At 70.9% G+C, this 21,499-nt stretch carries 19 protein-coding genes and 1 pseudogene; 8 read left to right on the top strand and 12 right to left on the bottom strand.

Annotated elements, in window-relative coordinates; all coding sequences use genetic code 11:
* Positions 1-126 precede the first annotated feature (126 nt).
* The 6 genes from ACIQD6_RS14225 (at position 127) to ACIQD6_RS14250 (ending at position 5,796) form a co-directional block, all read left to right on the top strand.
* On the top strand, positions 127-909 hold the full coding sequence (locus ACIQD6_RS14225; protein ID WP_401881820.1) for a BTAD domain-containing putative transcriptional regulator: 783 nt from the start codon (positions 127-129) through the stop codon (positions 907-909).
* Between the two features lie 426 nt (positions 910-1,335).
* Positions 1,336-2,199, top strand: a complete 864-nt coding sequence (locus ACIQD6_RS14230) for an oxaloacetate decarboxylase (RefSeq protein ID WP_401881822.1) — start codon at positions 1,336-1,338, stop codon at positions 2,197-2,199.
* A gap of 347 nt (positions 2,200-2,546) precedes the next feature.
* Complete coding sequence (locus tag ACIQD6_RS14235) at positions 2,547-2,882, top strand: hypothetical protein (RefSeq protein ID WP_401881825.1); 336 nt, start codon at positions 2,547-2,549, stop codon at positions 2,880-2,882.
* A gap of 23 nt (positions 2,883-2,905) precedes the next feature.
* Entirely contained in the window at positions 2,906-3,967 is a 1,062-nt protein-coding gene (locus tag ACIQD6_RS14240) for a bile acid:sodium symporter family protein (protein WP_401881828.1), read from the top strand.
* 113 nt (positions 3,968-4,080) lie between these two features.
* Positions 4,081-4,887, top strand: a complete 807-nt coding sequence (locus ACIQD6_RS14245; protein WP_401881830.1) for a hypothetical protein — start codon at positions 4,081-4,083, stop codon at positions 4,885-4,887.
* 84 nt (positions 4,888-4,971) lie between these two features.
* Positions 4,972-5,796 (top strand): triphosphoribosyl-dephospho-CoA synthase, encoded by an 825-nt coding sequence (locus ACIQD6_RS14250; protein WP_401881832.1) that lies wholly within the window; start codon positions 4,972-4,974, stop codon positions 5,794-5,796.
* A 125-nt stretch (positions 5,797-5,921) separates the two neighbouring features.
* Here the strand turns inward: ACIQD6_RS14250 and ACIQD6_RS14255 are convergent, their stop codons facing one another.
* The 8 genes from ACIQD6_RS14255 to ACIQD6_RS14290 all read right to left on the bottom strand — a co-directional run bounded on the left by ACIQD6_RS14255 (position 5,922) and on the right by ACIQD6_RS14290 (position 14,605).
* Complete coding sequence (locus tag ACIQD6_RS14255; protein ID WP_401881835.1) at positions 5,922-7,511, bottom strand: aldehyde dehydrogenase (NADP(+)); 1,590 nt, start codon at positions 7,509-7,511, stop codon at positions 5,922-5,924.
* A 91-nt stretch (positions 7,512-7,602) separates the two neighbouring features.
* Positions 7,603-8,577, bottom strand: a complete 975-nt coding sequence (locus ACIQD6_RS14260; RefSeq protein ID WP_401882848.1) for an MASE1 domain-containing protein — start codon at positions 8,575-8,577, stop codon at positions 7,603-7,605.
* Between the two features lie 153 nt (positions 8,578-8,730).
* Positions 8,731-9,585, bottom strand: coding sequence for a PP2C family protein-serine/threonine phosphatase (locus ACIQD6_RS14265; RefSeq protein ID WP_401881837.1), 855 nt, complete (start codon positions 9,583-9,585; stop codon positions 8,731-8,733).
* A gap of 225 nt (positions 9,586-9,810) precedes the next feature.
* Entirely contained in the window at positions 9,811-10,989 is a 1,179-nt protein-coding gene (locus ACIQD6_RS14270) for an LLM class flavin-dependent oxidoreductase (RefSeq protein ID WP_401881839.1), read from the bottom strand.
* A 49-nt stretch (positions 10,990-11,038) separates the two neighbouring features.
* Positions 11,039-12,304, bottom strand: coding sequence for an acyl-CoA dehydrogenase family protein (locus ACIQD6_RS14275; protein ID WP_401881842.1), 1,266 nt, complete (start codon positions 12,302-12,304; stop codon positions 11,039-11,041).
* A gap of 34 nt (positions 12,305-12,338) precedes the next feature.
* On the bottom strand, positions 12,339-12,902 hold the full coding sequence (gene ssuE, locus ACIQD6_RS14280) for an NADPH-dependent FMN reductase (protein WP_401881845.1): 564 nt from the start codon (positions 12,900-12,902) through the stop codon (positions 12,339-12,341).
* Between the two features lie 108 nt (positions 12,903-13,010).
* Complete coding sequence (gene sfnG, locus ACIQD6_RS14285; protein WP_401882851.1) at positions 13,011-14,150, bottom strand: dimethylsulfone monooxygenase SfnG; 1,140 nt, start codon at positions 14,148-14,150, stop codon at positions 13,011-13,013.
* 362 nt (positions 14,151-14,512) lie between these two features.
* Entirely contained in the window at positions 14,513-14,605 is a 93-nt protein-coding gene (locus ACIQD6_RS14290; protein ID WP_401882854.1) for a putative leader peptide, read from the bottom strand.
* 160 nt (positions 14,606-14,765) lie between these two features.
* On the opposite strand from ACIQD6_RS14290, the gene ACIQD6_RS14295 reads away from it, so the two are divergent.
* Both ACIQD6_RS14295 and ACIQD6_RS14300 read left to right on the top strand, forming a co-directional pair.
* The gene (locus ACIQD6_RS14295; protein ID WP_401881848.1) at positions 14,766-15,806 is read left to right on the top strand and encodes a LysR family transcriptional regulator; all 1,041 of its coding nucleotides are present in this window, start codon (positions 14,766-14,768) and stop codon (positions 15,804-15,806) included.
* Positions 15,807-15,972: 166 nt separating this feature from the next.
* Positions 15,973-16,326, top strand: coding sequence for a hypothetical protein (locus ACIQD6_RS14300; RefSeq protein WP_401881851.1), 354 nt, complete (start codon positions 15,973-15,975; stop codon positions 16,324-16,326).
* 14 nt (positions 16,327-16,340) lie between these two features.
* Here ACIQD6_RS14300 and ACIQD6_RS14305 read toward each other — a convergent pair whose 3' ends face one another.
* The 4 genes and pseudogenes from ACIQD6_RS14305 to ACIQD6_RS14320 all read right to left on the bottom strand — a co-directional run bounded on the left by ACIQD6_RS14305 (position 16,341) and on the right by ACIQD6_RS14320 (position 21,402).
* Complete coding sequence (locus tag ACIQD6_RS14305; protein WP_401881854.1) at positions 16,341-17,231, bottom strand: SDR family oxidoreductase; 891 nt, start codon at positions 17,229-17,231, stop codon at positions 16,341-16,343.
* Positions 17,232-17,458: 227 nt separating this feature from the next.
* Complete coding sequence (locus tag ACIQD6_RS14310; protein ID WP_401881856.1) at positions 17,459-18,688, bottom strand: beta-ketoacyl-[acyl-carrier-protein] synthase family protein; 1,230 nt, start codon at positions 18,686-18,688, stop codon at positions 17,459-17,461.
* Positions 18,689-18,831: 143 nt separating this feature from the next.
* Positions 18,832-19,056: pseudogene (locus ACIQD6_RS14315) on the bottom strand (acyl carrier protein); the annotation flags it as partial.
* 87 nt (positions 19,057-19,143) lie between these two features.
* Positions 19,144-21,402, bottom strand: coding sequence for an acyl-CoA dehydrogenase (locus tag ACIQD6_RS14320; protein WP_401882857.1), 2,259 nt, complete (start codon positions 21,400-21,402; stop codon positions 19,144-19,146).
* Between the last annotated feature and the right edge of the window lie 97 nt (positions 21,403-21,499).

Raw genomic sequence — 21,499 nt, forward strand, 5'->3', positions numbered from 1 at the left:
ATTCGGACGATTAACGGGGGTTTTATGTCCGGCGTGTTACTGCGAGAACGCGGCTCCGAGCCCCAAGGAGAACCGTCGACGTGGCGTTTCCGCCTATTCGGTCCACTTCAGGTCACCCAGGAGGGCGTGGCGCTCGAACTGGGCCCGCCGAAACAACGGGCCCTGCTCGCCACGCTGTTGCTCAGGCCATGCATCGAGACAGGGGTCGATCAGCTGATCGACGCCCTCTGGGGCGAGGACTACCCGGCCTATGCGAAGAATCTGATCCAGAAGTCCATCTCAAGCCTCCGCGGTCTTCTGACGGCCGAGGAGCCGAAGGACGGGGGCATCTCACTGGAGTGGTCGGGCGGCGGCTACCTGCTGAACACCGGGACCGCCGAGGTCGATCTGTACCGGTACGAACGACTGGCGTCGGCCGGCATCGCCGCGGCCCGCGAGGGAGAGATCCTGGAAGCGGCGGAGCTGCTGGAAAAGGCACGCGTCATGTCGACGGGCCCGCTCGTCGAAGGGCTCGAAGGGCCGATGCTGGAGCGGGAACGGCTGTACCGGCAGGAGCGCTTCCTGGCGGACATGGAGGTGCGCGCCGAGCTGGAACTGGAGCTGGGCAGGCACCGCAACGCCGTGCCGTTCCTGCACTACGCGGTCCACAAGTACCCGTTGCGTGAGCGGTTCGTGTGGCTGCTGATGCTCGCGCTCTACCGGTCGGACCGCGGCAACGAGGCACTGATGCTGTACGCCGACCACCGCGGCCGGATCGTCGAGGAGATGGGTGTGGAGCCGGGCCCGAGCCTGCGCGCGCTCCAGGCCCGACTGCTGCTCCAGGACCCGCAGTTGATGGTGCTGTCCACACTGAAGGAGGAGCACGGGGAGCGGAGGATCGGTAAGCAGCAGCCGGCTCCGCACTTCTGACCACCGGCCACCCGGTCGTGAGAGCGGGTGACCGACGCCCGGATTGACCGGGCAACCGGGTCCCGCGTCGGATGACTACCGACGCGGGACCCGGAACCCGGAATCCGGAACCCGGGACAGGCCTGACGGGCCTGAGGGGCTGGGGCCTGACGGATCGGAGAGGCCTGACGGGCCTGAGGGGCCTGAGAGGTGTCTGACGGGTCTCCAGCCGCCGGAAACAACGGTGAAATCTTCATCCCATAAGCATTTCTCACCTATCAACAGACCGCAGGATTTTGCCCGTTCGGGTAAAGACACGGTGTGTCGTTTTACGGAGTCTTGGTTTTCTGTAAAGGTTTGGCCCGTCAGCACGTCGCTTGAACTCGCGACCGGATGACCGGGTAACCGGATGACCGACCGGGCGGGTTCTTTATTGAAAGAGAAACCATGCGCTACGGCCCTGCCCTGCGTGAAGCGGTTGAATCTCCCCGCACGACCCCGCTCATCGGCATTTACGACATGTACTCGGCCTCCATCGCGGCCCAGCACTACAACGGATTCTTCGTCTCCGGCTTCGGATTCGCGGCGTCCCATTACGGACTCCCCGACATCGGGTTCATCGCCTGGCCGGACATGGTCGCCTTCGTCGAGCGGCTGCGGCTCGCCTTCCCCAAGCATCACCTGCTCGTCGACATCGACGACGGCTACGTGGACCCCGAGGTCGCCTGCCATGTCGTACAGCGACTGGAGCGCGCCGGGGCCTCGGGCGTGATCCTGGAGGACCAGAAGCGACCGCGCCGGTGCGGGCACGCCGACGGCAAGCTGATCCTGCCGCTGGAGGAGTACCTGGACAAGCTCAACCTGGTGCTCAGCAGCCGCGAGGACATGCTCGTCGTGGCGCGTACGGACGCCACCGAGGAGTCGGAGATCGTACGGCGGGCCGAGGCGCTGGCGGAGACCGATGCGGATGTCATCCTCGTCGACGGGGTCCGGAGCGTGGAATGGATTCGCAAGATCCGTTCGGTCGTCGGCGACAAGCCGTTGCTGTTCAACCAGATCGCCGGCGGAAAGTCGCCGAGGCTTTCTCTCACCGAACTCTCGGAGCTGGGTGTCGATGTCGCCATCTACAGCACGCCGTGTCTTTTCGCCGCGCACGGCGCGATCGACGGCGCGCTGGTCGACCTGAAAATGGCCGACGGACGCCTGCCGGACACCCGGGAGACCGGATCCGTCGGGGTCAAGGGTTCCACGGAACTCCTGGAGAAGAACATCAGCAGACACCACGGAAGCCGGCTCCCGGTCTCGGTCTGACAGCGGGTTCATCTCTCGTGTCAACATCTCTTTTCCGGTCCGGCACCGGCCGGCACAGGAATCCGGGAAAAGGGGCGCGTTCGATGCGGGCGTCCGCGACGGGAATTCTCGTCGCGGCGAGCGCGAGCGTACTGTGCGGCACCGGCACCGGTGTCGGTGCCGCACAGGCGACGGCCCCGGCCCCGGCCTCGCCGGCTTCCCCGGACACCCCAGCCGCCCCGACAGCCGCTCCGGCCACTCCGGCCACCCCGGCCGCCGCCTCAACTCCCGCAGCTGCCCCCGCTGATCCGGCAGCCCCAGCCCCAACTGCCGCCCCAGCCGCCCCAGTCAGCTCAGCCGCCCCGCCTGTGGCCGAGGAAGATGACGAGGACGACGACGAGACGGGGAACGTGACCGGCGGCAACCGCGGCCTCCTGGTGATCGACAACTCGTACGCGGACTCCTGGCTGGAGATCGACCGCACGCTCAACACCCTGATCAGCAGCAGGGGTACGGCGGGCAGCGACCACGACGGGGGCGGCGGCGCCATCGACGTACACACGGGGGACACCTCCCAGCCCGGCACCGGCACCCATTCCGGCACCGGCACCAGCCCTCAGCCCTGCTCCTGCCAGAGCTCGTCCCCGCTCGGCTGGCTCCCACAGATCGGCCACCCACCGTGGCAGGGCGAAAACGGTGAATAAGGTGAGTACAAGGTGAGTACAACGTGACGTCAACGCCCTGGCTGATCTCCTGGCCGGGCCGTGTGAGGAGGGTGGTCGACCCCTACGTCGCCGCCCTCCTCGGCACGGTCGTACTGGCGACGCTGCTGCCGGCGACCGGCCGGGCGGCCGTGGCCGTCGGGACCACCGCCGACATCGCCATCGGCCTGCTCTTCTTCCTCTACGGCGCCCGGCTCTCCACCCGGGAAGCGGTGGACGGCCTGCGGCAGTGGAAACTCCACCTCGTGGTGGGCGCGAGTACGTTCGCGCTCTTCCCGATGTTCGGGCTGGCCATGGGCGGCCTCGTACCGTTCCTGATCACCGATCAGCTCTACACCGGTCTCCTCTTCCTCTGTGTCGTCCCCTCGACCATCCAGTCGTCGATCGCCCTCACCTCCACCGCCCGCGGCAATGTCCCGGCCGCCATCTGCGCCGGGACGTACTCCAGCCTGGTCGGCATGGTCGCGACCCCGCTGCTCGCCGCCTGGCTGATCGGCTCCACCGTCAGCTTCTCGGCCGACGGCCTGCTGTCCATCGCCACCCAGCTGCTGATCCCCTTCCTCTCCGGGCAGCTGCTGCGCCGCTGGATCGGGGGCTTCATCGGCCGCCACAAGAGAGTGCTCGGCCTCCTGGACCGGACCTCGATCCTTCTTGTCGTGTATACGGCGTTCAGCAGGGGCATGGCCGAGGGGATCTGGCGGCAGGTCACGCCCGTCCGGCTGATCGGACTGCTGAGCCTGGCCGCCGCGCTGCTGGCACTGGCTCTCGCCACGACCTCGTTCACCGCGCGGCGCCTGGGGTTCAGCCGGGAGGACCGCATCACCCTCGTCTTCTGCGGCTCGAACAAGAGTCTCGCGACGGGACTGCCCATGGCCGCGGTCCTGTTCGGGGCGGCGGCCGGGCCGGTGATCCTTCCGCTGATGGTCTACCACCAGATGCAGTTGATGGTGTGCGCGGTCATCGCGGGCCGGTGGTCGCGCGAGCGACCGCATGATCACCGACCGCCGGGCGCCACGGAATCCGTCCCCTCGTCCGCGACGCCCGCGGCTCAGGAGAAGGTCGGTTGATGTTATCGACATGCGAAACTTAGGCAGCTTGTCCCTTTTTACGCGGTTGGTCTATTTGGGTGCAATAGGGCCGCTAGGGCGTTCCCCTCGGTAAGTTGAACGTTGTTACGTTCGTGGAACCACGTGAATTCTGGGAACGGAACACTGTGCTCGCCGAGGCTTTCTGCGCCAGCGATGATCGGGTGCGCCAGGCGCAGGCGGTACTCGACGAGGCACAGGCGGGGCGGAGCAGAACGCTCGCGGCGTTCGCCGTCACCGTCGGCGACGACGGTACGGTCGCGAATCTGCTGGGCCTGAACGAGCGCGAAGTGCGCGTGGCGCGGCGCACGGTGGGCAGGGACGATGCCCGTACCGTCGCCGAGGAACTGTTGCGCGCCCCGCAGGTCCCGCTGGACTCGTTCGCCGACACCACGGTGATGGAAGTCCATCTGCCGCACCCGAGAAGCGAAACGGTTCCTCCGCCGCCGGATACGCCACCGCACGATCTGACCGCGTCCGCCGTGCTCCCCCCGCAGTCGGCTTCGATGACGCCGATGACGCCGATGACACCGGCGGCTCCGATGGCACCGATGGCCCCCGCCGCCGTGTCACCGATGGCGCCCGCCGGGGAGGAGACGGTGGCCTGGTCGTCCAGCATGGACTCGGTGCTGCTGTGGAGCTGGAAGTCCGGACTCGACCTGCAGACCGTGGCCGCCGAACTGGGCCTGGAACTACGGGCACTGCTGCTGCGCGTACAGGCTCTCGCCGACGACGGACGGCTCACCTCCAACACCCCGTCCGCCGACACCGGGCGCATCAGCCACATCAGCCCCTCCAACCACCCGGGCCACCCGGGGCGTCACCGCCGCCACCCGGAAGACCCCTATCAGGCGTACTTCAGCCCCACGACGACGGCGTTCCCGTCCCCCGTCCACCACTGACCCGTCCCCCGCTCTCACGGCCTCACAGGTTTCTGACAGGTCAGGACCGGGTCCCACTCAGACTCGCTCCCTACAGTCGCGTTCATGACAGCGAATCACGCGGACGAGTTACTGGCGCGGTCGGCGACGGACGCCCTGCTGGCCGAAGCCGCACTCACCCCCAAGCCCGGCCTCCCGGACACCCGCGAGGCGGACTTCGGCGCCCTGCGCTGGTCCGCGCGTTCGCTGGCACCCGGTCTCGCGGCCATGGCGGCCGCCGCCCGGCGTACGGACGGCGGCCCCAGCCGCGGGCTGCGCGAGGAACTCGGCTGGATCGGCCGCTCCACCGAGCGGTCCATGGCACGCGCGAACGCCGGAACCGCCCTGCACCACGGTGCCGTATGGCCGCTGGGCCTGCTGGTGGCGTCGGCCGCCCTGGAGCCGGGCGCGGCACCGGACGAACTGCCCGCCGCTGCCCGGCGGATCGCGGCCTTCCCCGACAGATCGGCGCCCCGCAGACCGTCCCCCGGAGGCTCGGTGGCGTCCCGGTACGGCGCGGCGGGCGCGCGGGGCGAGGCGAGCGCCGGATTCCCGCACGTACGACGGGCGTTGGCGGCGCTCAGAACGGCGCGGCAGGCAGGCGCCCGTGAACCGCAGGCACGGCTCGACGCGTTGCTCACGGTGATGTGCACGCTGCAGGACACCGGCGTCCTTCACGCGGCGGGCCCGCAGGGCCTGCGGCAGGTACAGGCCGGCGCCCGCGCGGTCCTGGACGAGGGCGGCACGAACTCCGCCCGGGGCGCGGAGGCGCTGCGTGCCCTGGACGTAGAACTGCGCACGCGGAATCTCCACCCGAGGGGCAGCGCCCACCTGCTGGCCGGAGCGCTGTTCGTGGACTCGCTGAAGTGCCGTACACCAACACCTCGTTGACGTACGGCGAACAGAACACCCCGTCTCGGCCGTGGTTCCTGTACCGGAATTCCCGTCATACGGGAATTCCGGTACAGGAAAAGGGAGGTTGGCCTGAGCGAGGGGCCGGCCTGGCGGCACGCCGCTCAGCGTGGCTCGCGGGCGCCGTCCAGGCGGCGGCGCAGGCCGTACGGGTTCTCGTCGTCCAGGACCGCGGGGAGCAGGTCGGCGGGGACGTCCTGGTAGCAGACCGGGCGCAGGAAGCGGCGGACGGCGAGGGTGCCGACAGCGGTGGAGCGGATGTCCGAGGCGGCCGGGCAGGGGCCGCCGTGGACCATGGCGTGGCCGACCTCGACGCCCGTGGGCCAGCCGTCGTAGAGGATGCGTCCGGCCCTGGTCTCCAGGAGCGGGAGCAGGGCACGGGCCGTGTCGGCGTCTCCCGGGCCGTGGTGCACCGTCGCGGTCAACTGGCCGCGCACCGCGGGGGCGACCTCTCTGAGCTGGTCCACGTTCCGGCAGGTCACCACCGTCGCGGCGGCCCCGAACACCTCGTCCTGGAGCGCGGGTTCGGCCAGGAACACCTCGGCCGGTGCCGTGAACAGCCTGGCCACACAGGTGTTGGCGCCCTCGCCGGGCCGGCCCGCGACGATCTCCCGTACGCCCTCGACCGCCGCGAGCGCCGCCGTGTCCCGGTCGTAGGCGTCGCGGACGGCGCGGCTCAGCATGGTCCGGCCGGTGTACGCGGCCAGCACGGCGGCGGCCGAGGTCAGGAACTCGGCCAGTTCCAGCCCGTCGACGGCCACCAGCAGGCCCGGCCTGGTACGGAGCTGTCCGGCGTCCCGCGTCAGCGCCTCGGTGAATCCGCGTACGAGCACGGCGGACCGGTCGCGGAGGGCGCCGGGCAGCAGGAACACCGGGTTGACGCCTCCCGTCACCGCGTACACCGGGATCGGTACGGGCCGCTCGGCGGCCGTCCGCGTCAGCGCCGTCACGCCCGCCCGCGAGCCGGTGAAGCCGACCGCCTGGATCCGGGGATCGGCGACGAGCGCCCGGCCGGTCTCCGTACCGGATCCGAAGAGCAACGAGAAGACGCCCTCCGGCAGTTCGCTCCGGCGGACGGCGGCGGCCACGGCGGAGCCGACGAGTTCCGCCGTACCGAGGTGGGCGCTGTTCCCCTTGACCACGACGGGGCAGCCCGCGGCGAGCGCGGAGGCGGTGTCGCTCCCCGCCACCGAGAAGGCGAGCGGGAGGTTGCCCGCGCCGAACACGGCCACCGGGCCGATCGCCAGATGACGCTGCCTCAGGTCCGGCCGGGGCAGCGGGGTGCGGTCGCGCAGCGCGCGGTCGACGCGCACCTCCGCCCAGGCACCGTCCCGTACCTCCGCCGCGAAGAGCCTCAACTGGCCGGTCGTACGCTCCCGTTCGGCCCGGATGCGGTCGGCCGTCATCCCGCTCTCGGTGACCGCCCTGGTGATCAGCTCCTCGCGGAGGTCCTCGATGTGGTCCGCGACCCGCTCCAGGAAGGTCGCGCGCCGCTCGGGGGAGGTGGCCCGGTACGCCACGGCCGCCCGCTCGGCCAGTTCGCAGGCGCGGGCCACGTCGTCGGGGGTGGCGGAGCCGTACGCGGGCTCCAGCACCGTGTCCGTACGGGGATCGACCGAGGTGAGCGCCGGGCCCGCGCCGGTACGCCGTTCGGTGCCGAGGAACATCGCTCCTGTCAGGGACGTCGGGGGCATGGGGCGCTTCCTCTACGGGGTGACGGCGTGGGGCGCGTGGTGGTCCTGGGGGCTGTTCGGGGGCGGCGGCGGGTACGGATCCGGCAGCGGCTCACGGGCCCTCCCCCGGCCACCGGTTCGCCGACTCCCCCGGCGCGAGGCGCTCCACCACTTCCGCCAGTTCCATGCACGCCTGCTCGATCTTCAGCCGGACATTGTTCTGCTCGGTGACGATCGCCGACAGCAGCAGGGCGGTCAGCGCGGCCGACCCGTTGAGGGCCTGGAGGGAGACCATCACCGCGATGAGGTCGTGTTCCGCGAACGGGCCGGTGTGTTCGACCGCCGCCCCGATCGTCAGTACGGACATGAGCAGGGCGCACGGCGCCGCCCCGGCGAGCTGGAACCGCAGGGCCGCCCAGATCAGCAGCGGGAAGACGAGAAAGAGGAGGGGGACGGTGCTTCTGGTGGCCAGCGGGAGGACCACCACCACCGTGACCAGCAGCGCCGCTGCCTCTGCCCACCGGCCGGTGGGCAGAGGCAGCCGGGCCCGGCACAGGACGAGCAGCACCGGCGTGACCACCAGCACGCCCATGGCGTCACCGGTCCACCACGCCAGCCAGGTCGACCAGAATCCGTTCGGCAGCAGCCTGCCGCTGAGCAGCAGCACACCGGACCCCACCGTGGCGCTGATCAGCATCCCGGCCAGGGCTCCGAGGAACACCAGCGCCACCCCGTCCCGGAGCCGGTCCAGCTCCGTACGGAAGCCCACCCGCCGGAGCATCAGGTAGGAGCAGACGGGAGCGAGGGCGTTCCCCGCGATGATCGCGATGTCGGTGGCGTGGAACGAGCTGATCGTCACGACGATCAGCAGGGTGCCCAGGGCGATGCCCGGCCAGATCCCGAGGCCGAGCAGGAGCAGCGCGCTCAGGGCGACACCGGTGGGTGGCCAGAGCGGCGTGACGACCGCGCCCTCGATGGCCACCTGCCTCAGCAGGCCGAGCCGTCCGGACGCGAAGTAGACGGCGGCGACGCAAAAGATCCGGAGAGCCGCTACGGACAGACGTCGGATTTCCTCGGTGCGCACCACAGGAGCCATCAGACACAACGCCCGCCGCCCGGGTCGGCCGTGACACGCACTGCCGATGTACGCGCGTCACCCGGGACCGTAGGTACGCGCGTCATCCGGGACCGTAGGTACGCGCGTCACCCGGGCCGCAGGAACAGGACGGCCGCCCGCCTCTCAGCCCAGGGCCGTGCCGTGCGCCGCGTGCCGGTCCGGTGCCGCGTCATGGCGCAGTACGAGTACGGCGGCGTCGTCCGAGTGCCCGGTGAACTCGGCCACCTCCAGTACGTCGGTGGCCAGCCGCCCCGGATCGGCGCCCGCACCCGCGCCGACCAGCCGGGCCACCCGCGCCAGCCCCTCCTCGATCGGGAAGGAAGGGCCCTCCACCACACCGTCCGTGAGCAGGACGAACGCTCCCGCCGGGGCCAGTCGGCGCCGCGTCACCGGGTACTTTTCCCCCGGCGCGATGCCCAGCGGCAGCCCGCCCTCGTCCTCGGCGATACCGGCCCGGCCGTCGACCGTGGCCCACACGGCGGGAACATGGCCGGCCCGAGCGCTCTCCAGCTCCCAGGTGAGTGGGTCGAAGCGGAGGAACGTGCAGGTCGCGAAGAGACTGGAGTCCGCCGACAGCAGCAGATCGTTGGCCTGGCTCAGTGTCTCGCCCGGGTCGGCGGCCACCGCGGCGGCGGCCCGCAGGCCGATGCGCACCTGGCCCATGAAGGCGGCCGCCTCGACATCGTGCCCCTGCACATCGCCGACGGAGAACCCGAGCGCGCCGTCGGGCAGCACGAAGCCGTCGTACCAGTCACCACCGATGTCCAGGCCGTCCCGGGCGGGCGTGTACCGGGCCGCGGTCGACAGCCCCGGCAGGGCGGGCAGCGAGGCAGGCAGCATCTCGCGCTGCAACGCCTCGGCCAGTTCCACCCGGGCATGCTGAAGCTCTGCCCCCTGCCGCGCCTGGGCGGTGAGCCGCCCGAGCGTGGTCAGCAGGTCGTCGGCGCTCACCGACCGGGTGGGACGACGCCGGGTCATGCACCGCTCCGAGGTACATCCGTTCATGGACCGCTGTGAGTTCTTCCCCGCAACGGAAAAGGCCGGGGCCCGCTTGCCCGGGCCCCGCACCCATCGTATTTCCGTGGCGCGACTTCCGCCGGGTGGGAGAGCGGGTGCCTGTTCCCCGGCCGACAGGAACGGGACCCGCGCCGACGCTCCAGCTCCGTACGGCCGAAGCCTCAGCGCCGCCGTACCGCCGAAGCCTCAGCGCCGTACCTCCGCCGCGAACGGTACGGAGGCCTCCGCGATCCCCGGCCGGTCGCCCGGCGCCCCCGACGCCGGGTGCTTCCACAGGCCTGCCTCGGCCAGCCGGGGCAGCACCCCCTCGCCGAACCAGTAGGCCTCCTCCACATGGGGGTGACCGGACATGACGAATTCGTCGATCCCCAGCCTGTGGTACTCCGCGATACGTTCGGCCACCTCGGTGTGGCTGCCCACCAGGGCCGTGCCCGCGCCGCCGCGCACCAGACCGATACCGGCCCAGAGGTTCGGCGAGATCTCCAGGCCGTCCGTCGACCCCCCGTGCAGCGCCAGCATCCGCTGCTGGCCCACCGACTCGCTGCGCGCCAGGCCCGCCTGCACCGCTCGTACCGCTTCCTCGGAGAAACCGTCCAGCAGCCGCCGCGCCTCGGCCCACGCCTGGTCGGCGGTGTCCCGGCTGATCACATGCAGCCGGATGCCGAACCGTACGGTCCGGCCCTGCGCCGCCGCCAGGCCACGGATCCACTCGATCTTCTCGGCGACCTGGGCCGGCGGCTCGCCCCAGGTCAGATAGACATCGCTGTGCCGGGCCGCGACCTCGCCCGCTTCCGGGGAGGAACCGCCGAAGTACACCGGCGGCACCGGATCGGGCACCCGGGCCAGCCGCGCCTCCTCGACCCGCAGGTGCTCGCCGTGCAGCGTCACCGATTCGCCCCGCCACAGGTCGCGCACGATGGAGAGGAACTCACCGGTGCGCGCGTAGCGGGCCTTCTTGTCCAGGAAGTCGCCGTACGCGCGCTGCTCGTGGCTCTCGCCGCCCGTCACCACATTGAGCAGCAGCCGCCCCGGCGCGTGGCGCTGGAACGTGGCGGCCATCTGGGCGGCCAGCGTCGGGGACACGAACCCGGGCCTGAAGGCGACCAGGAACTTCAGCCGCTCGGTCTCGCGCGCCAGCATGGCGGTGGTGAGCCAGGCGTCCTCGCACCAGGCCCCGGTGGGAGTGAGGGCGCCCTCGAACCCCAGTTGCTCGGCCGCCCTGCCGATCTGCGCGAGGTAGCCGAGATCGGCGGGGCGCTGCCCACCGGCCGCTCCGGCGCCGCCGGCCGGCACACCGTGCCCGCCGCCGATGACATGACGGCTGTCGCCGTAGGTGGGCAGGAACCAGTGGAAGGTGAGGCTCACGGAACTCTCCAGACAAGAAACGGGGGACTTGAGGGATGGACGGCGATGGTCAGAGCAGGCCGTGGCGCGGCGGCCGCGTACCGCTCAGTACGTAACGGCCGATGTGCTGCACCTTCCAGCGGACCGGATCGTGCAGGGTGTGCGTCCGTGCGTCGCGCCAGTACCGGTGCAGGTTGAGGCCGTCCAGGGCCGCGCGCGTCCCCGCCACCTCGAACAGCGCGCTGCCCGTCTCCACCGCCGCCGTCGCCGCGTGGACCTTCGCCGCGGCCACGGCGATCGACGCCTCGGCCGCGGTGTCGTCGGTGAGACCGGCGGAGGCCGCGTCCACGGCGTCCGCGGCGGCGGCGAGCAGCGCGTCCGACGCCCGTACGCGCAAGGAGAGTTCACCGAACCGCTGGATGAGCAGCGGGTCCTCGGCCGCGGTCCCGTATCCGTCGCCGACGCTCTCGAACCAGGGCCGGCTCTTCGTACGGACGAAGTCAGCCGCCTCCGCGAGCGCGGCCGACGCGAGGCCCGCGTCGATGGCCGCGTGCAGCAACTGGGCCACCGCGCCGTGCAGTTGAGGTCCCTGGAAGGTGAGGTGGTGCGGCACCACACGATCGGCGGGCACCACCACGTCGACCAGCCGTACGGTCCCGCTCGCGGTGGTGCGCTGCCCCATACCGTCCCAGTCGTCCACGACGGTCACGCCCGGCGCGTCCCTCGGTACGTACGCGACATGCAGGGCGCCCGGATGGTCCTCCGCGACATGCGGGGCGCCCGGATGCAGAGCGTCCGCCCGGTCACCCGCCCGGTCCCGGTCCTCCGCCCGCGCCAGGACGGGGATCCAGTCGGCGAACAGCGCGCCGGTGGAGTAGTGCTTCTCGCCGTTGAGCAGGTACGACGACGTGTCCGGCCCGGCGCTCAGCCCGGTCCGGATGTCCTGCACATGCTGGGTGCCCTTCTCCGACTGGGCGTTGCCGAACCGCCGCCCGGCCAGTACCTCGCCGAAGAAGAACGTCCGCTGCCGCGCCGTGCCCTGCCTGCGCAGCACGTTCACGTATACGAAGTGGCTCTGCGGGATCTGCGCCAGGCTGGCGTCTCCGGTCGCCAGCAGCCGGAAGACCTCGGCGAGCGTACGGGCACAGACGTCCGCGCCCCCGTGCTCGCGGGGCACGGTGATGCCGAGCAGTCCGCTGCGCGACAGCCGGTCGAGTTCGGCGCGCGGCAGCGCCCGCTCGGCGTCCCGCCGCGCGGCTCCGGCCCGGAAGGCCTCGGCCAGCTCGGCGGCGACCGCGAGCGCTTCGGCCGCGCCGGCGATCACATGGGAGGTCACGTGATCCGAGACAACGGGCGTGTGAGCGGACACGTCAGGCCGCCACGGCCGTGGCCGGCCGGTGGACGGGTGCCAGCGCCAGGGAGAACTGGTCGACCACCTGGTCGAGCGCCTCCCGCGCGGCCGGATCGACCGCCACTTCCCCGTCCTCCTCCCGCACGGTGATGTGCCGGTCGAGGACGAACCAGCCCTGGACGATATGGGCCGCGCCCATGGACGAGAGCACCGGCCGCAGCGCGTAGTCGATGGCCAGGACATGTGCGGTGGACCCGCCGGTCGCCAGCGGCAGTACGGTCTTGCCCGCCAGCGCGTACTGCGGCAGCAGGTCCAGCAGGGACTTGAGCAGCCCCGAATACGCGGCCTTGTAGACGGGCGTTCCGACGACGACACCGTCGGCCTCGTCGAACAGCCGCCGGGCCTCGACGATCGCGGGATGTCCGAAGTCGGCCCCGAGCAGGGCTTCGGCGGGCAGCGTACGGACGTCGAACGGCACCACCCGGTGGCCCTGGGCGACGAGCCGGCGGTCCAGGTGGCGGAGCAGCCGGCCCGTACGGGAGGTCGGGGACGGACTGCCGGAGACGGAAAGGATCGTGGCCATACGGAATCACCTCGGGTGGCGGGTCGCCCGCTCCGCCGGTACGGCACCGGACGGGACAGGACGAACAACAACGGCAAACGGCAAAGGGGGAGGTTCGGAGGGCGGAGTTCAGGACCGTAGGGACACCGGCCCGGAAACCCGTTCGTCGTCCGGCAGTTGGGCCTCCAGCTCACGGACCAGCGGCAGCACCCGCTTGCCGAAGTACTCGACCTCCTCCAGGTAGTGCAGGAAGCCGAGGAGGAAGAGATCCACACCGAGGCGTTTGTACGCGACGATCCGCTCGGCGATCTGTTCCGGCGTCCCGATCAGCCCGGTCCGGAAGCCGTCGTTGTACTGGACGAGATCCTCGAACGACGAGTCCTGCCACATGCCCTTCCCGTCGCCCGCCGAGCGCCCCGCCTGCTTCACCGCGTCGCCGAACCCGTGCACGGCTTCGGTGTCCGCCTTCGCGACGATCTCCCGCAGCACGTCACGCGCCTCGGCCTCGGTGTCCCGGGCGATGAGGAAGCCGTTGAGCCCGAAGCGGACCCGGCGGCCCGCGTCCGCCGCGGCTGCCCGTACGTCACCGATCTGCTCGGTCACCCCGTCGAAGTCCTTGCCGTTGCTGAAGTACCAGTCGGAGACCCGGCCGGCCATCGCACGGGCCGCGGTGGAGTTGCCGCCCTGGAAGATCTCCGGATGGGGCCGCTCGGGGGTGTTGAGCGGCTTGGGCTTCAGCGAGAAGTCCCTGATCCGGTAGAAGTCCCCGGCCAGTTCGGCGTGGTCCTCGGTCCACACGGAGCGCAGCGCGCGGATGAACTCCTCCGAGCGCCGGTACCGCTCGTCGTGCTCCAGCCACGGCTCCCCCAGCGCGGTGAACTCGCCCTTGAACCAGCCGCTGACGACGTTCACGGCGAACCGTCCCTTGGACAGCTGGTCGGCGGTGGCGCCGAGCTTGGCCAGCACACCGGGGTGCCAGAGCCCGGGGTGGACGGCGGCGATGACCTTGAGCCGCTCGGTCGCGAGCAGCAGGGCGAGGCTGAAGCTGGTGGACTCGTGCTGGTACTCGGCGCCGTAGCTGGCCATGTAGCGGACCTGGCTCAGCGCGTAGTCGAAGCCGCTGTTCTCGGCGAGGACGGCGAGCTCGCGGTTGTAGTCGTACCCCCAGTCGGTGCGCTGTTCGATGGTGCTGGTGACCAGACCACCACTGACATTGGGCACCCAGTAGGCGAAGCGCAGGGGCTCGGCGGCGGCGGGCAGGAGGGACATCGGGAACTCCCGGTGTACGAAAGCGGGCAGGGCGAAGTGAAGCCCGGCGATCTTGATTTCGCCACGTCGCTCCACACGAAACGTGAAGAACTCGTTAAATCAATGACCGCGGGCACGGAACGGGGATCGAGGAAATCCGGGGGAATGGGGGGGGAGCGATATCACCGTGCGGAAGGCGTACGGAAGACCCTGGGATCTTTTCCGGCACACACAGCAACAGCCCCGGCGGGCGCGGGGGTTACGGCGATGCGGGGGAGGTACGGCGATGCGTGAGGGGTACGGCGATTCGGACGGCGCTCGGCGCGGGCCTGCTCAGCCTCGCGGGACGGCGCTCGGCCCGAACGTACTCGACCCGCGCGTGCTCAGCCGGTACGCCGGCAGAGGGCGTCGGTGCGACAGAGGGCGCTGGAGACACGTACGAGGTCGACATGACGCCGACGGGTCAGTTCCCGCATCAACACGTCACCGCCTCTCCGCGTATTCGACAGCACCTGGGATTCGATCCTTGGATTCGATGAAACCAGAGCCTACCGGCGATGTCCTTACCGGTCGATTCGGCATATACGACCCGGTGATAGGGTTTCCCTTCCAGCAATGCCGAAAGGCGATGGCGCCGTGCGAATAGAACAGCTCGAATACATCGCGGCCGTCACCAGGCTCGGCTCCCTGCGCCGCGCGGCCGAGGCCCTGCATGTCTCCCAGCCGGCCCTGAGCGAGACCGTCCGCAATCTGGAACGCGAACTGGGCGTGGACCTCCTGGACCGGCGCCGCTCCGGGGCCAGGATCAGCGCCGCGGGCCGCGAACTGCTGCCCCACATCATCGGCGTCCTCGACGCGGTCGACACCCTGCGCGGCGCCGCCGACGACCAGCACCGCACCAGCCGCATGATCCGTCTCGGCACGGTCAACGCGGCCACGGTGCCGCTGCTCGTACCGACCATCCAGACGTTCCGCACCGCGCATCCGGAGACCCAGGTCGAGGTCATCGGGGCCCAACAGGCCGACATCCACCGTGAGCTGCTGGAAGGCGGCCTCGATCTGGGTCTGGTCAACTACCTCCAGGGCGACGACAAACCCCCGGGCTTCCACACCACCGAACTCCTGCGCGGCCGCCCGGTCGTCTGCGTACGCTCCGACAGCCCCCTGGCGGCCCGGCGCACGGTCTCGGTCACCGACCTCCTCGCCCAGCCGCTCATCGTGATGCGCGCCGGCTATGTCATGCACCGCTTCGTGCACCGGCTCCTGGAGGGCCGGAGCCCGACCTTCTCGTACTCCACGGACGGCGCGGAAATGGGCAAGCTGATGGTCGCCGAAGGCCTCGGCGCCACGGTCCTGCCCGACTTCAGCGTGATCGGCGACCCCCTGGAACGCACGGGCCTGATCACCTACCGCCCCCTGGAGGGCGACGACACGGCCGTACACATGGTGATCCAGCGCCCCCTCTCCGCCACGATCCCGGCAGCGGCGCGCGACCTGCACGCGATGTTCCTGAAGAGCGCGGAAACGTACGCACACGAAGCCACCGAACGCGCCGCCACCCAGGACACGGCCACGCGGGAAGGGGTGGCGGATCAGGACGGGGGTGCCCAGGACGAGGCCACCCGGGACGCGGCAGCGACCGGGAACCGGCCCACTCGGGACCAGCCCGGCCACTGACGCGCCTGGCGTGCGCCCTGGGGCGTGCAGGTTTTGGCAGCGCCGGCGTCGCGCCCCTCATGCCTCACGTCATGATTTGCACGTAATCGTTCCTCTTGTCCGTCGCCTGCCAGACTGATCCCGCCAGCCGTAACCCCCGCCCGTACACCCGGCGAATGGACAGTAAATGAAGCGCCTCACACGGAAGTTCGCGCTGCTTTCCGTCATCGCTACGGCGACCCTCGCGAGCGCCGTCCTGCCTGCGGCCCAGGTACAGGCGCGGTCGGCGCCGATCTGTGCCGTCGGGGTCTGCACCTTTACGGAGCCCAGCTTCAGGGGAACGCTGCGGGTTCTGGAGGACGAGCAGTCCGGCCTCACGCTCAAGCCGCCGGTTCGAAGCGCGGTGAATTCGGCGACCCATCGACGGTGTTTCTACGAGTTGCCGGGCTTCGCCGGCGGGAAGAAGCGCGAGATCGCCGCCGGCGAAGCGGTCAAGAATCTCGGCTTCCACGCTCGTTCCGTCAGGCCACGACACTGCTAGTGCCCGTCGCGGCACTAGAAATTCAGGCCGGAGCCAGCACCGTCCTCGTTCGCCGCGCCGCCCGGCCCCAGCAGGGCACTCGACACCGCGACCGCCCGCGGTTCCAGGGCGGGCATGTAACGCAGGGCGCGGCGGGAAGCGGCGGCAGGCAGGGCCGCTCGTGCGAACTGGGCCGCGCGCAGCCAGGGTTGGGCGTAGATGTGGCGCGCCCGGCGCTCGACGCCGGAGACCAGGCGGTCGGCCGCCGGGGCCGGCGGATACGTCCGGTCCGCGGGACGGGGCAGGCGCGCGCGCAGTTCGCGCAGGGTGTCGTCCCGTGCGGCGCTCCTGGCCAGGTCGGTGTCGGTCCAGCTGAGATAACCGACGCCGACCCGCACCCCGTGGTGCCCGACCTCGGCTTGGAGGGTGTGGGCGAAGGCCTCCACGCCCGCTTTCGAGGCGCAGTAGGCCGTCATCATCGGTGTGGGGGCGAGGGCTGCGAGCGAGGCGATCTGGAGGTAGTAGCCGCTGGAGCCGATCAACGCGGGGAGGAAGGCGCGGGCGGTGACAGCGCTGCCGATGAGGTTGACCTCGATGACCCGTCGCCACGCGTCGGGCTCGGAGTGCCGGAAGAGGCCACCCGCCGCGACTCCGGCATTGGCGACGACGACATCGACCCTACCGAAGCGCTCTTCGACGCGCCGTGCCGTGCCCGACATGGCGGCCACGTCCGTCACGTCCGCGTGCCAGTGGTCGGCCTCGCCCGGCAACGAGGCTGCCACACGCGCCAGTTCGGTCTCCTCAAGTCCGACGAGCGCGAGCCGCGCGCCACGCGCCGAGAGGGTACGGGCGAGCTGCTCGCCGAGGCCGCGAGCCGCGCCGGTGACGACCGCGGTGCGTCCCCGGAGCGGCAGATGACTGCGCATGGGTGGGCCCTCCAGGGGTTTCCAGGTTTTCCAGGGTGCGGAGTTCGGTGTTCGGGGGTGCGGGGGTGAGGAGAGGCCGTCCCCCCAACTGCTGTCTGGGGGACGGCGGTACGGATACGGGCCGTACGGGTACGACAGCCGTACGGACAGCCGTGCGCGCCACGACGCGACACGCGTCGCCGTCAGGCGCGTCTCCGTCAGGCACGTCTCCGTCAGGCACGTCTGCGTCAGGCGCGTTGCAACGCCAGCACCGCGTTGTGGCCACCGAACCCGAACGAGTGGCTGACCGCCCGGTCGATCCACTCGTGCCGAGGCTGCTTGGTCACGCAGTCGATGTCGAACCTGACGTCCGGCGCGTCCAGGTTGGCGATCGGCGGTACGACACCGTGCTGGAGGGTGAGCACGGTCAGCCCCGCCTCGATCGCACCGGACGCCCCCATACAGTGCCCCAGCACCCCCTTGGGCGCCGTGACCGACGGCCGGCCCGGATACACCCGGCTGATCAACTCGGCCTCGGTCGCGTCGTTGAGCTGCGTCGATGTGCCGTGCGCGTTGACATGCTCGACATCGCCGGCCCCCCAGCCCGCGTCGCGCAGCGCCACCTCGACCGCGCGCTGGGCGATGGCTCCCGAAGGGTGCGGACTGGTGGGATGGTAGGCGTCGGTGGTGGCACCGGCGCCCGCCAGCAGCGCTCGCGGTTCCGCACCGCGCGCCCGCGCGTCCTTCTCCCGCTCCAGCACCATGATCGCCGCGCCTTCTCCCATGACCAGCCCCGCGCGGTCCGCGGCGAAAGGCCGGCACAGTACGGACGGATCGTCGTCCGGACCGGCCACGGCGGCGGCGCCGGACCGGGCGAACCCGGTCATCGCGACCGGGAAGACGATCGACTCCGTCGCCCCGGCCACCGCGATGTCGCACTGCCCCGTGGCCAGCAGGTCGCGCGCCACGGACAGTGCCGTGACGCCCGACGAACAGGCCGTGCAGGGCGCCATGCTGGGCCCGGTGGCCCCCATCTTGATGGCGATCTCGGCCGCCGGCATGTTGGGGATCGTCAGCAGGATGCCGGACGGTGAGGTGGCTTCGGGCCCACGCCGCTCGAGCACCACGGCCTGCTCGGTCAGGCCCGCCGACCCCCCGCTGCTGGTCCCGACCACGACGGCGACCCGGGTGCCCTCCCAGGTCGCCGGGTCGAGCCCGGCGTCGGCGACCGCCTCGCGCGCGGCGAGGAGCGCGAACTTCACGTACCGGCCCATCCGGAAGGCCGTACGTCCGCCGATCGCGGCATCGAGATCGATGCCGTCGACCGTACAGGCGAAGTCGACCGCGCAGCCGCGCAGTTCGGGGATCGTACGAGCCGGTGAGACGCCGGCGCACACTCCGTGCCAGGTGGATTCGGTGTCGTTCCCGGCCGGGGTGATCATTCCCAGTCCGGTGATGGCGATAGAGGGTCCGGTCATCGGCCGACGCCCACGGCTGCCTCGTACGCCTCGTTCGCCATGTCCGCGCCGCACGCCGTGCTCGCCATCGTGGCGTCGCACCTCATGCCCGCCGTGACGGCGCCTTTGGCCGTGCTCGCCGGCTGCGCTTCGTTCGTCGTACCGGCCCGGTGGAGGAACGTGGTGATCTCGTCCAGCGTGGCGCCCTTGAGGAGCGAGTCGGCGTCGGCGGTGACTCCCAGCGTCTCCTTGATGATGACGGCGAATTCGGCGACAGCCAGGGAGTCCATCTCCAGGCTGTCCATCGTGGCCTCGGGGATGATCTCCCCGACGGGCACCTTGAAGGTCTCGGTGAGCACCTCGGTGATCTTCGGGTGGATCTTGCTCATGACATGTCCTTTCGAGGGGGTAGCGGGTTCGAGGGGGGTCAATCGGTTGCGTCGCGCGGCCGCCGGGCCGGAAGGAACACCCCCGCTTCACGGCATCTGCGGTACGGGTACGGGCACGGGCGTGGGCGCCCGGTCCGAAGCCGATCCAGGTGCAGGTGCAGGTGCAGGTGCAGGTGCAGGTGCAGGGGATGGGGATGGGGCCAGTGCGGGTGGCGATGCCGGCACCGCGTGCCACGCGGCGTCCGCGTCGTCGTAGGCATCGGCGTAATCGGCTCCGGCGATGGGCCAGTCGGCGAGCATCTCCTCGGGCAGTGCGAAGGCCTCGACAAGGGTGGGGGCATGGCCGGCCAGCTCCGCGATCAGCCGTTCGACGGTCTCCGGCAGCTCGTCGAGATGCCGACGGGCCAGTCGGCCGCCTGCCAGCAGATCGCCGCTGTTCCGGTCGATCCACTGGAGCGCGAACAGCTGTTGGAGCGAGCACAGCAGGTCATGAGCGACATGAGCAGAGGCAGAAGCCGGGGGCGGTTCCTGAATCCGGCCCGGGAAGGAACCCGGTGTCCGACCCGGGATCCGGTCCGAAGACGGTTCCGGGCCGTCGGACATCACTGCGTCCACCGCCGTCGCGAAGGCCTCGGCCGCACGGCGGTAGGCATGGGCCTCGACGGCCCGCAGCGCGGCGCCGGACGCGGCGTTCCACCGTGCCAGCGGGTCGCCGTGGGGCGCCCGGCTCATCCGGCCGCGTGCGCGGGCGAGCCACAACTCCTCGACGGCGGAGAGGAGATCGCCCAGGAACCGGGGGTCGGAGAGCTCCCGCCCTTCGGGCCCGTACGAGCCCACCGCGGCCTCCCGGGCGGACCCGGCCGCGGATTCGGATTCGGATTCGGCCACGACCCCGGCCCCCGTCGTGGCCGAGAACAGCATCTCGGCCGCCGCCTTCGCGTAGATGGCGACGTTGTCACCCTCCGCCGTGATGACGCCCTCGATGCCCGCCAGCAGTTCGGTCATGCCGTTGTTCTCCAACAACCCTTGCGCTCCGCAGCGTTCCCGGGACTCCACGATGACGGTGCGCGCCTGCCAGGTGATCCAGCCCTTCGCGACGGCCACCAGCCGCTCGGCCTCGTCCTGGTCCCGCTCCGTGCGCGACTCCCATACGTCCAGCGCCATCCGGTGCAGCGAACTCATCGCGAATACCGTGGCCAACGCCCCCACCAGCGGCCCGTGGTGACTGCGGTGCGCGAACACCGGCACCCTCCGCGTGCCCCTGGACCCCGAGATCAGCCGGTGCCCGCCGTACCGCACGGCGAGCGCCAGGGTGACCCGCGCCGAACCGACGGCGCACGCGCTCATCGAGAGCTTGCCCGGAGTGACCCGGCCGATCGACGCCAGCAGCCGCCGCCTGCGATTGCTCAGCTCGCTCGTGAACACGCCGTCCTCGCCGAGCCGCCCCTGCGCCCCGCCCAGCAGCGCGTCCCGGTCCACGAAGACCTGGTCGAACGAGGTCAGGCAGTGGTCCACCGGGCTGCCGAGACGGGCGGGCAGCCGCCGCACCCGTACACCGGGCAGCGGGCGTTCGGCGTCGGTCAGCGGCGTCAGGAACAGGAAGACACCGTGGTCGGCGCCGTCCACCAGCAGCCGGGCCGCCACCAGCCCGGTCTTGGGACCACCGGCCGGGCTGGTGTTCGGCATGAACTTCTGCGCCCCGGCGTGCGGCGTGTGCAGGACAAACCCGTCCCGGTCACGGTCGTACGTCGCCGTCGTCTCCACGCCGACCGCGTCATTGCCGTGCGCCACCTCCGTACAGAGGAAGGTGCCCACGCGGCGCAGCGCCAGGAAGTCGGACAGATCCCGCCCGTCACACGCGCCGTGCCCGTCCCGCCCGCCACACCCACCGTGCCCATCACACCCACCACGCCCGTCGCGCCGTCCCGGGCAACCGTGGTCCAGCAGGCTGCCCAGGAACAGGTTGTAGTGAATGCCCGCGACCGTCGTGAAGGCCGGATCGACCGGGCCCAGCCACTCGTGCAGTGCCGCCAGTGCGCGCGGGTCAACCGCCGGCCCCGCCGCGCCCGCCGCCCGACCGTCGCGACCGCCGTCGCCATCGCCGCCCAGTGAGCCGTCGAGCGGTCCACCGAGTGTGTCCGGGGTGCCGTCAAGCGAGTCGTTGACGGCACGCAACCGCTCGTACGCCAGCGCCAACCGCTCCCCGGACGACGCCCCTGGCCTGCGACGGAACACTTTCGTGGCAGCGAGCCGACGCCAAAGCCCGTGCTCCCGGTGGAAGTCCGCACCGAAGAGCACACGCGCCAGACGGTCCACCGTGGAGTCCACGGTGTCGCTGTTGAGCATTATGGTCACGAGATAACAACGATCAAGGGTTGACGAAGAAACGACTTTTCCACGCGCGGGGACAGAAGACATTCGTTCGGTGAGCACCGTGGTGCTC

The sequence above is a fragment of the Streptomyces sp. NPDC088400 genome (assembly GCF_044753355.1).
GTDB lineage: Bacteria > Actinomycetota > Actinomycetes > Streptomycetales > Streptomycetaceae > Streptomyces.

Coding starts and splice junctions, on each gene's coding strand:
- ACIQD6_RS14250 (WP_401881832.1), top strand. CDS start 4,972: ATGACAGCGAATCACGCGGACGAGTTACTGGCGCGGTCGGCGACGGAC.
- ACIQD6_RS14255 (WP_401881835.1), bottom strand. CDS start 7,511: ATGCCCCCGACGTCCCTGACAGGAGCGATGTTCCTCGGCACCGAACGG.
- ACIQD6_RS14230 (WP_401881822.1), top strand. CDS start 1,336: ATGCGCTACGGCCCTGCCCTGCGTGAAGCGGTTGAATCTCCCCGCACG.
- ACIQD6_RS14300 (WP_401881851.1), top strand. CDS start 15,973: ATGAAGCGCCTCACACGGAAGTTCGCGCTGCTTTCCGTCATCGCTACG.
- ACIQD6_RS14310 (WP_401881856.1), bottom strand. CDS start 18,688: ATGACCGGACCCTCTATCGCCATCACCGGACTGGGAATGATCACCCCG.
- ACIQD6_RS14305 (WP_401881854.1), bottom strand. CDS start 17,231: ATGCGCAGTCATCTGCCGCTCCGGGGACGCACCGCGGTCGTCACCGGC.
- ACIQD6_RS14265 (WP_401881837.1), bottom strand. CDS start 9,585: ATGACCCGGCGTCGTCCCACCCGGTCGGTGAGCGCCGACGACCTGCTG.
- ssuE (WP_401881845.1), bottom strand. CDS start 12,902: ATGGCCACGATCCTTTCCGTCTCCGGCAGTCCGTCCCCGACCTCCCGT.
- sfnG (WP_401882851.1), bottom strand. CDS start 14,150: ATGTCCCTCCTGCCCGCCGCCGCCGAGCCCCTGCGCTTCGCCTACTGG.
- ACIQD6_RS14320 (WP_401882857.1), bottom strand. CDS start 21,402: ATGCTCAACAGCGACACCGTGGACTCCACGGTGGACCGTCTGGCGCGT.
- ACIQD6_RS14290 (WP_401882854.1), bottom strand. CDS start 14,605: ATGCGGGAACTGACCCGTCGGCGTCATGTCGACCTCGTACGTGTCTCC.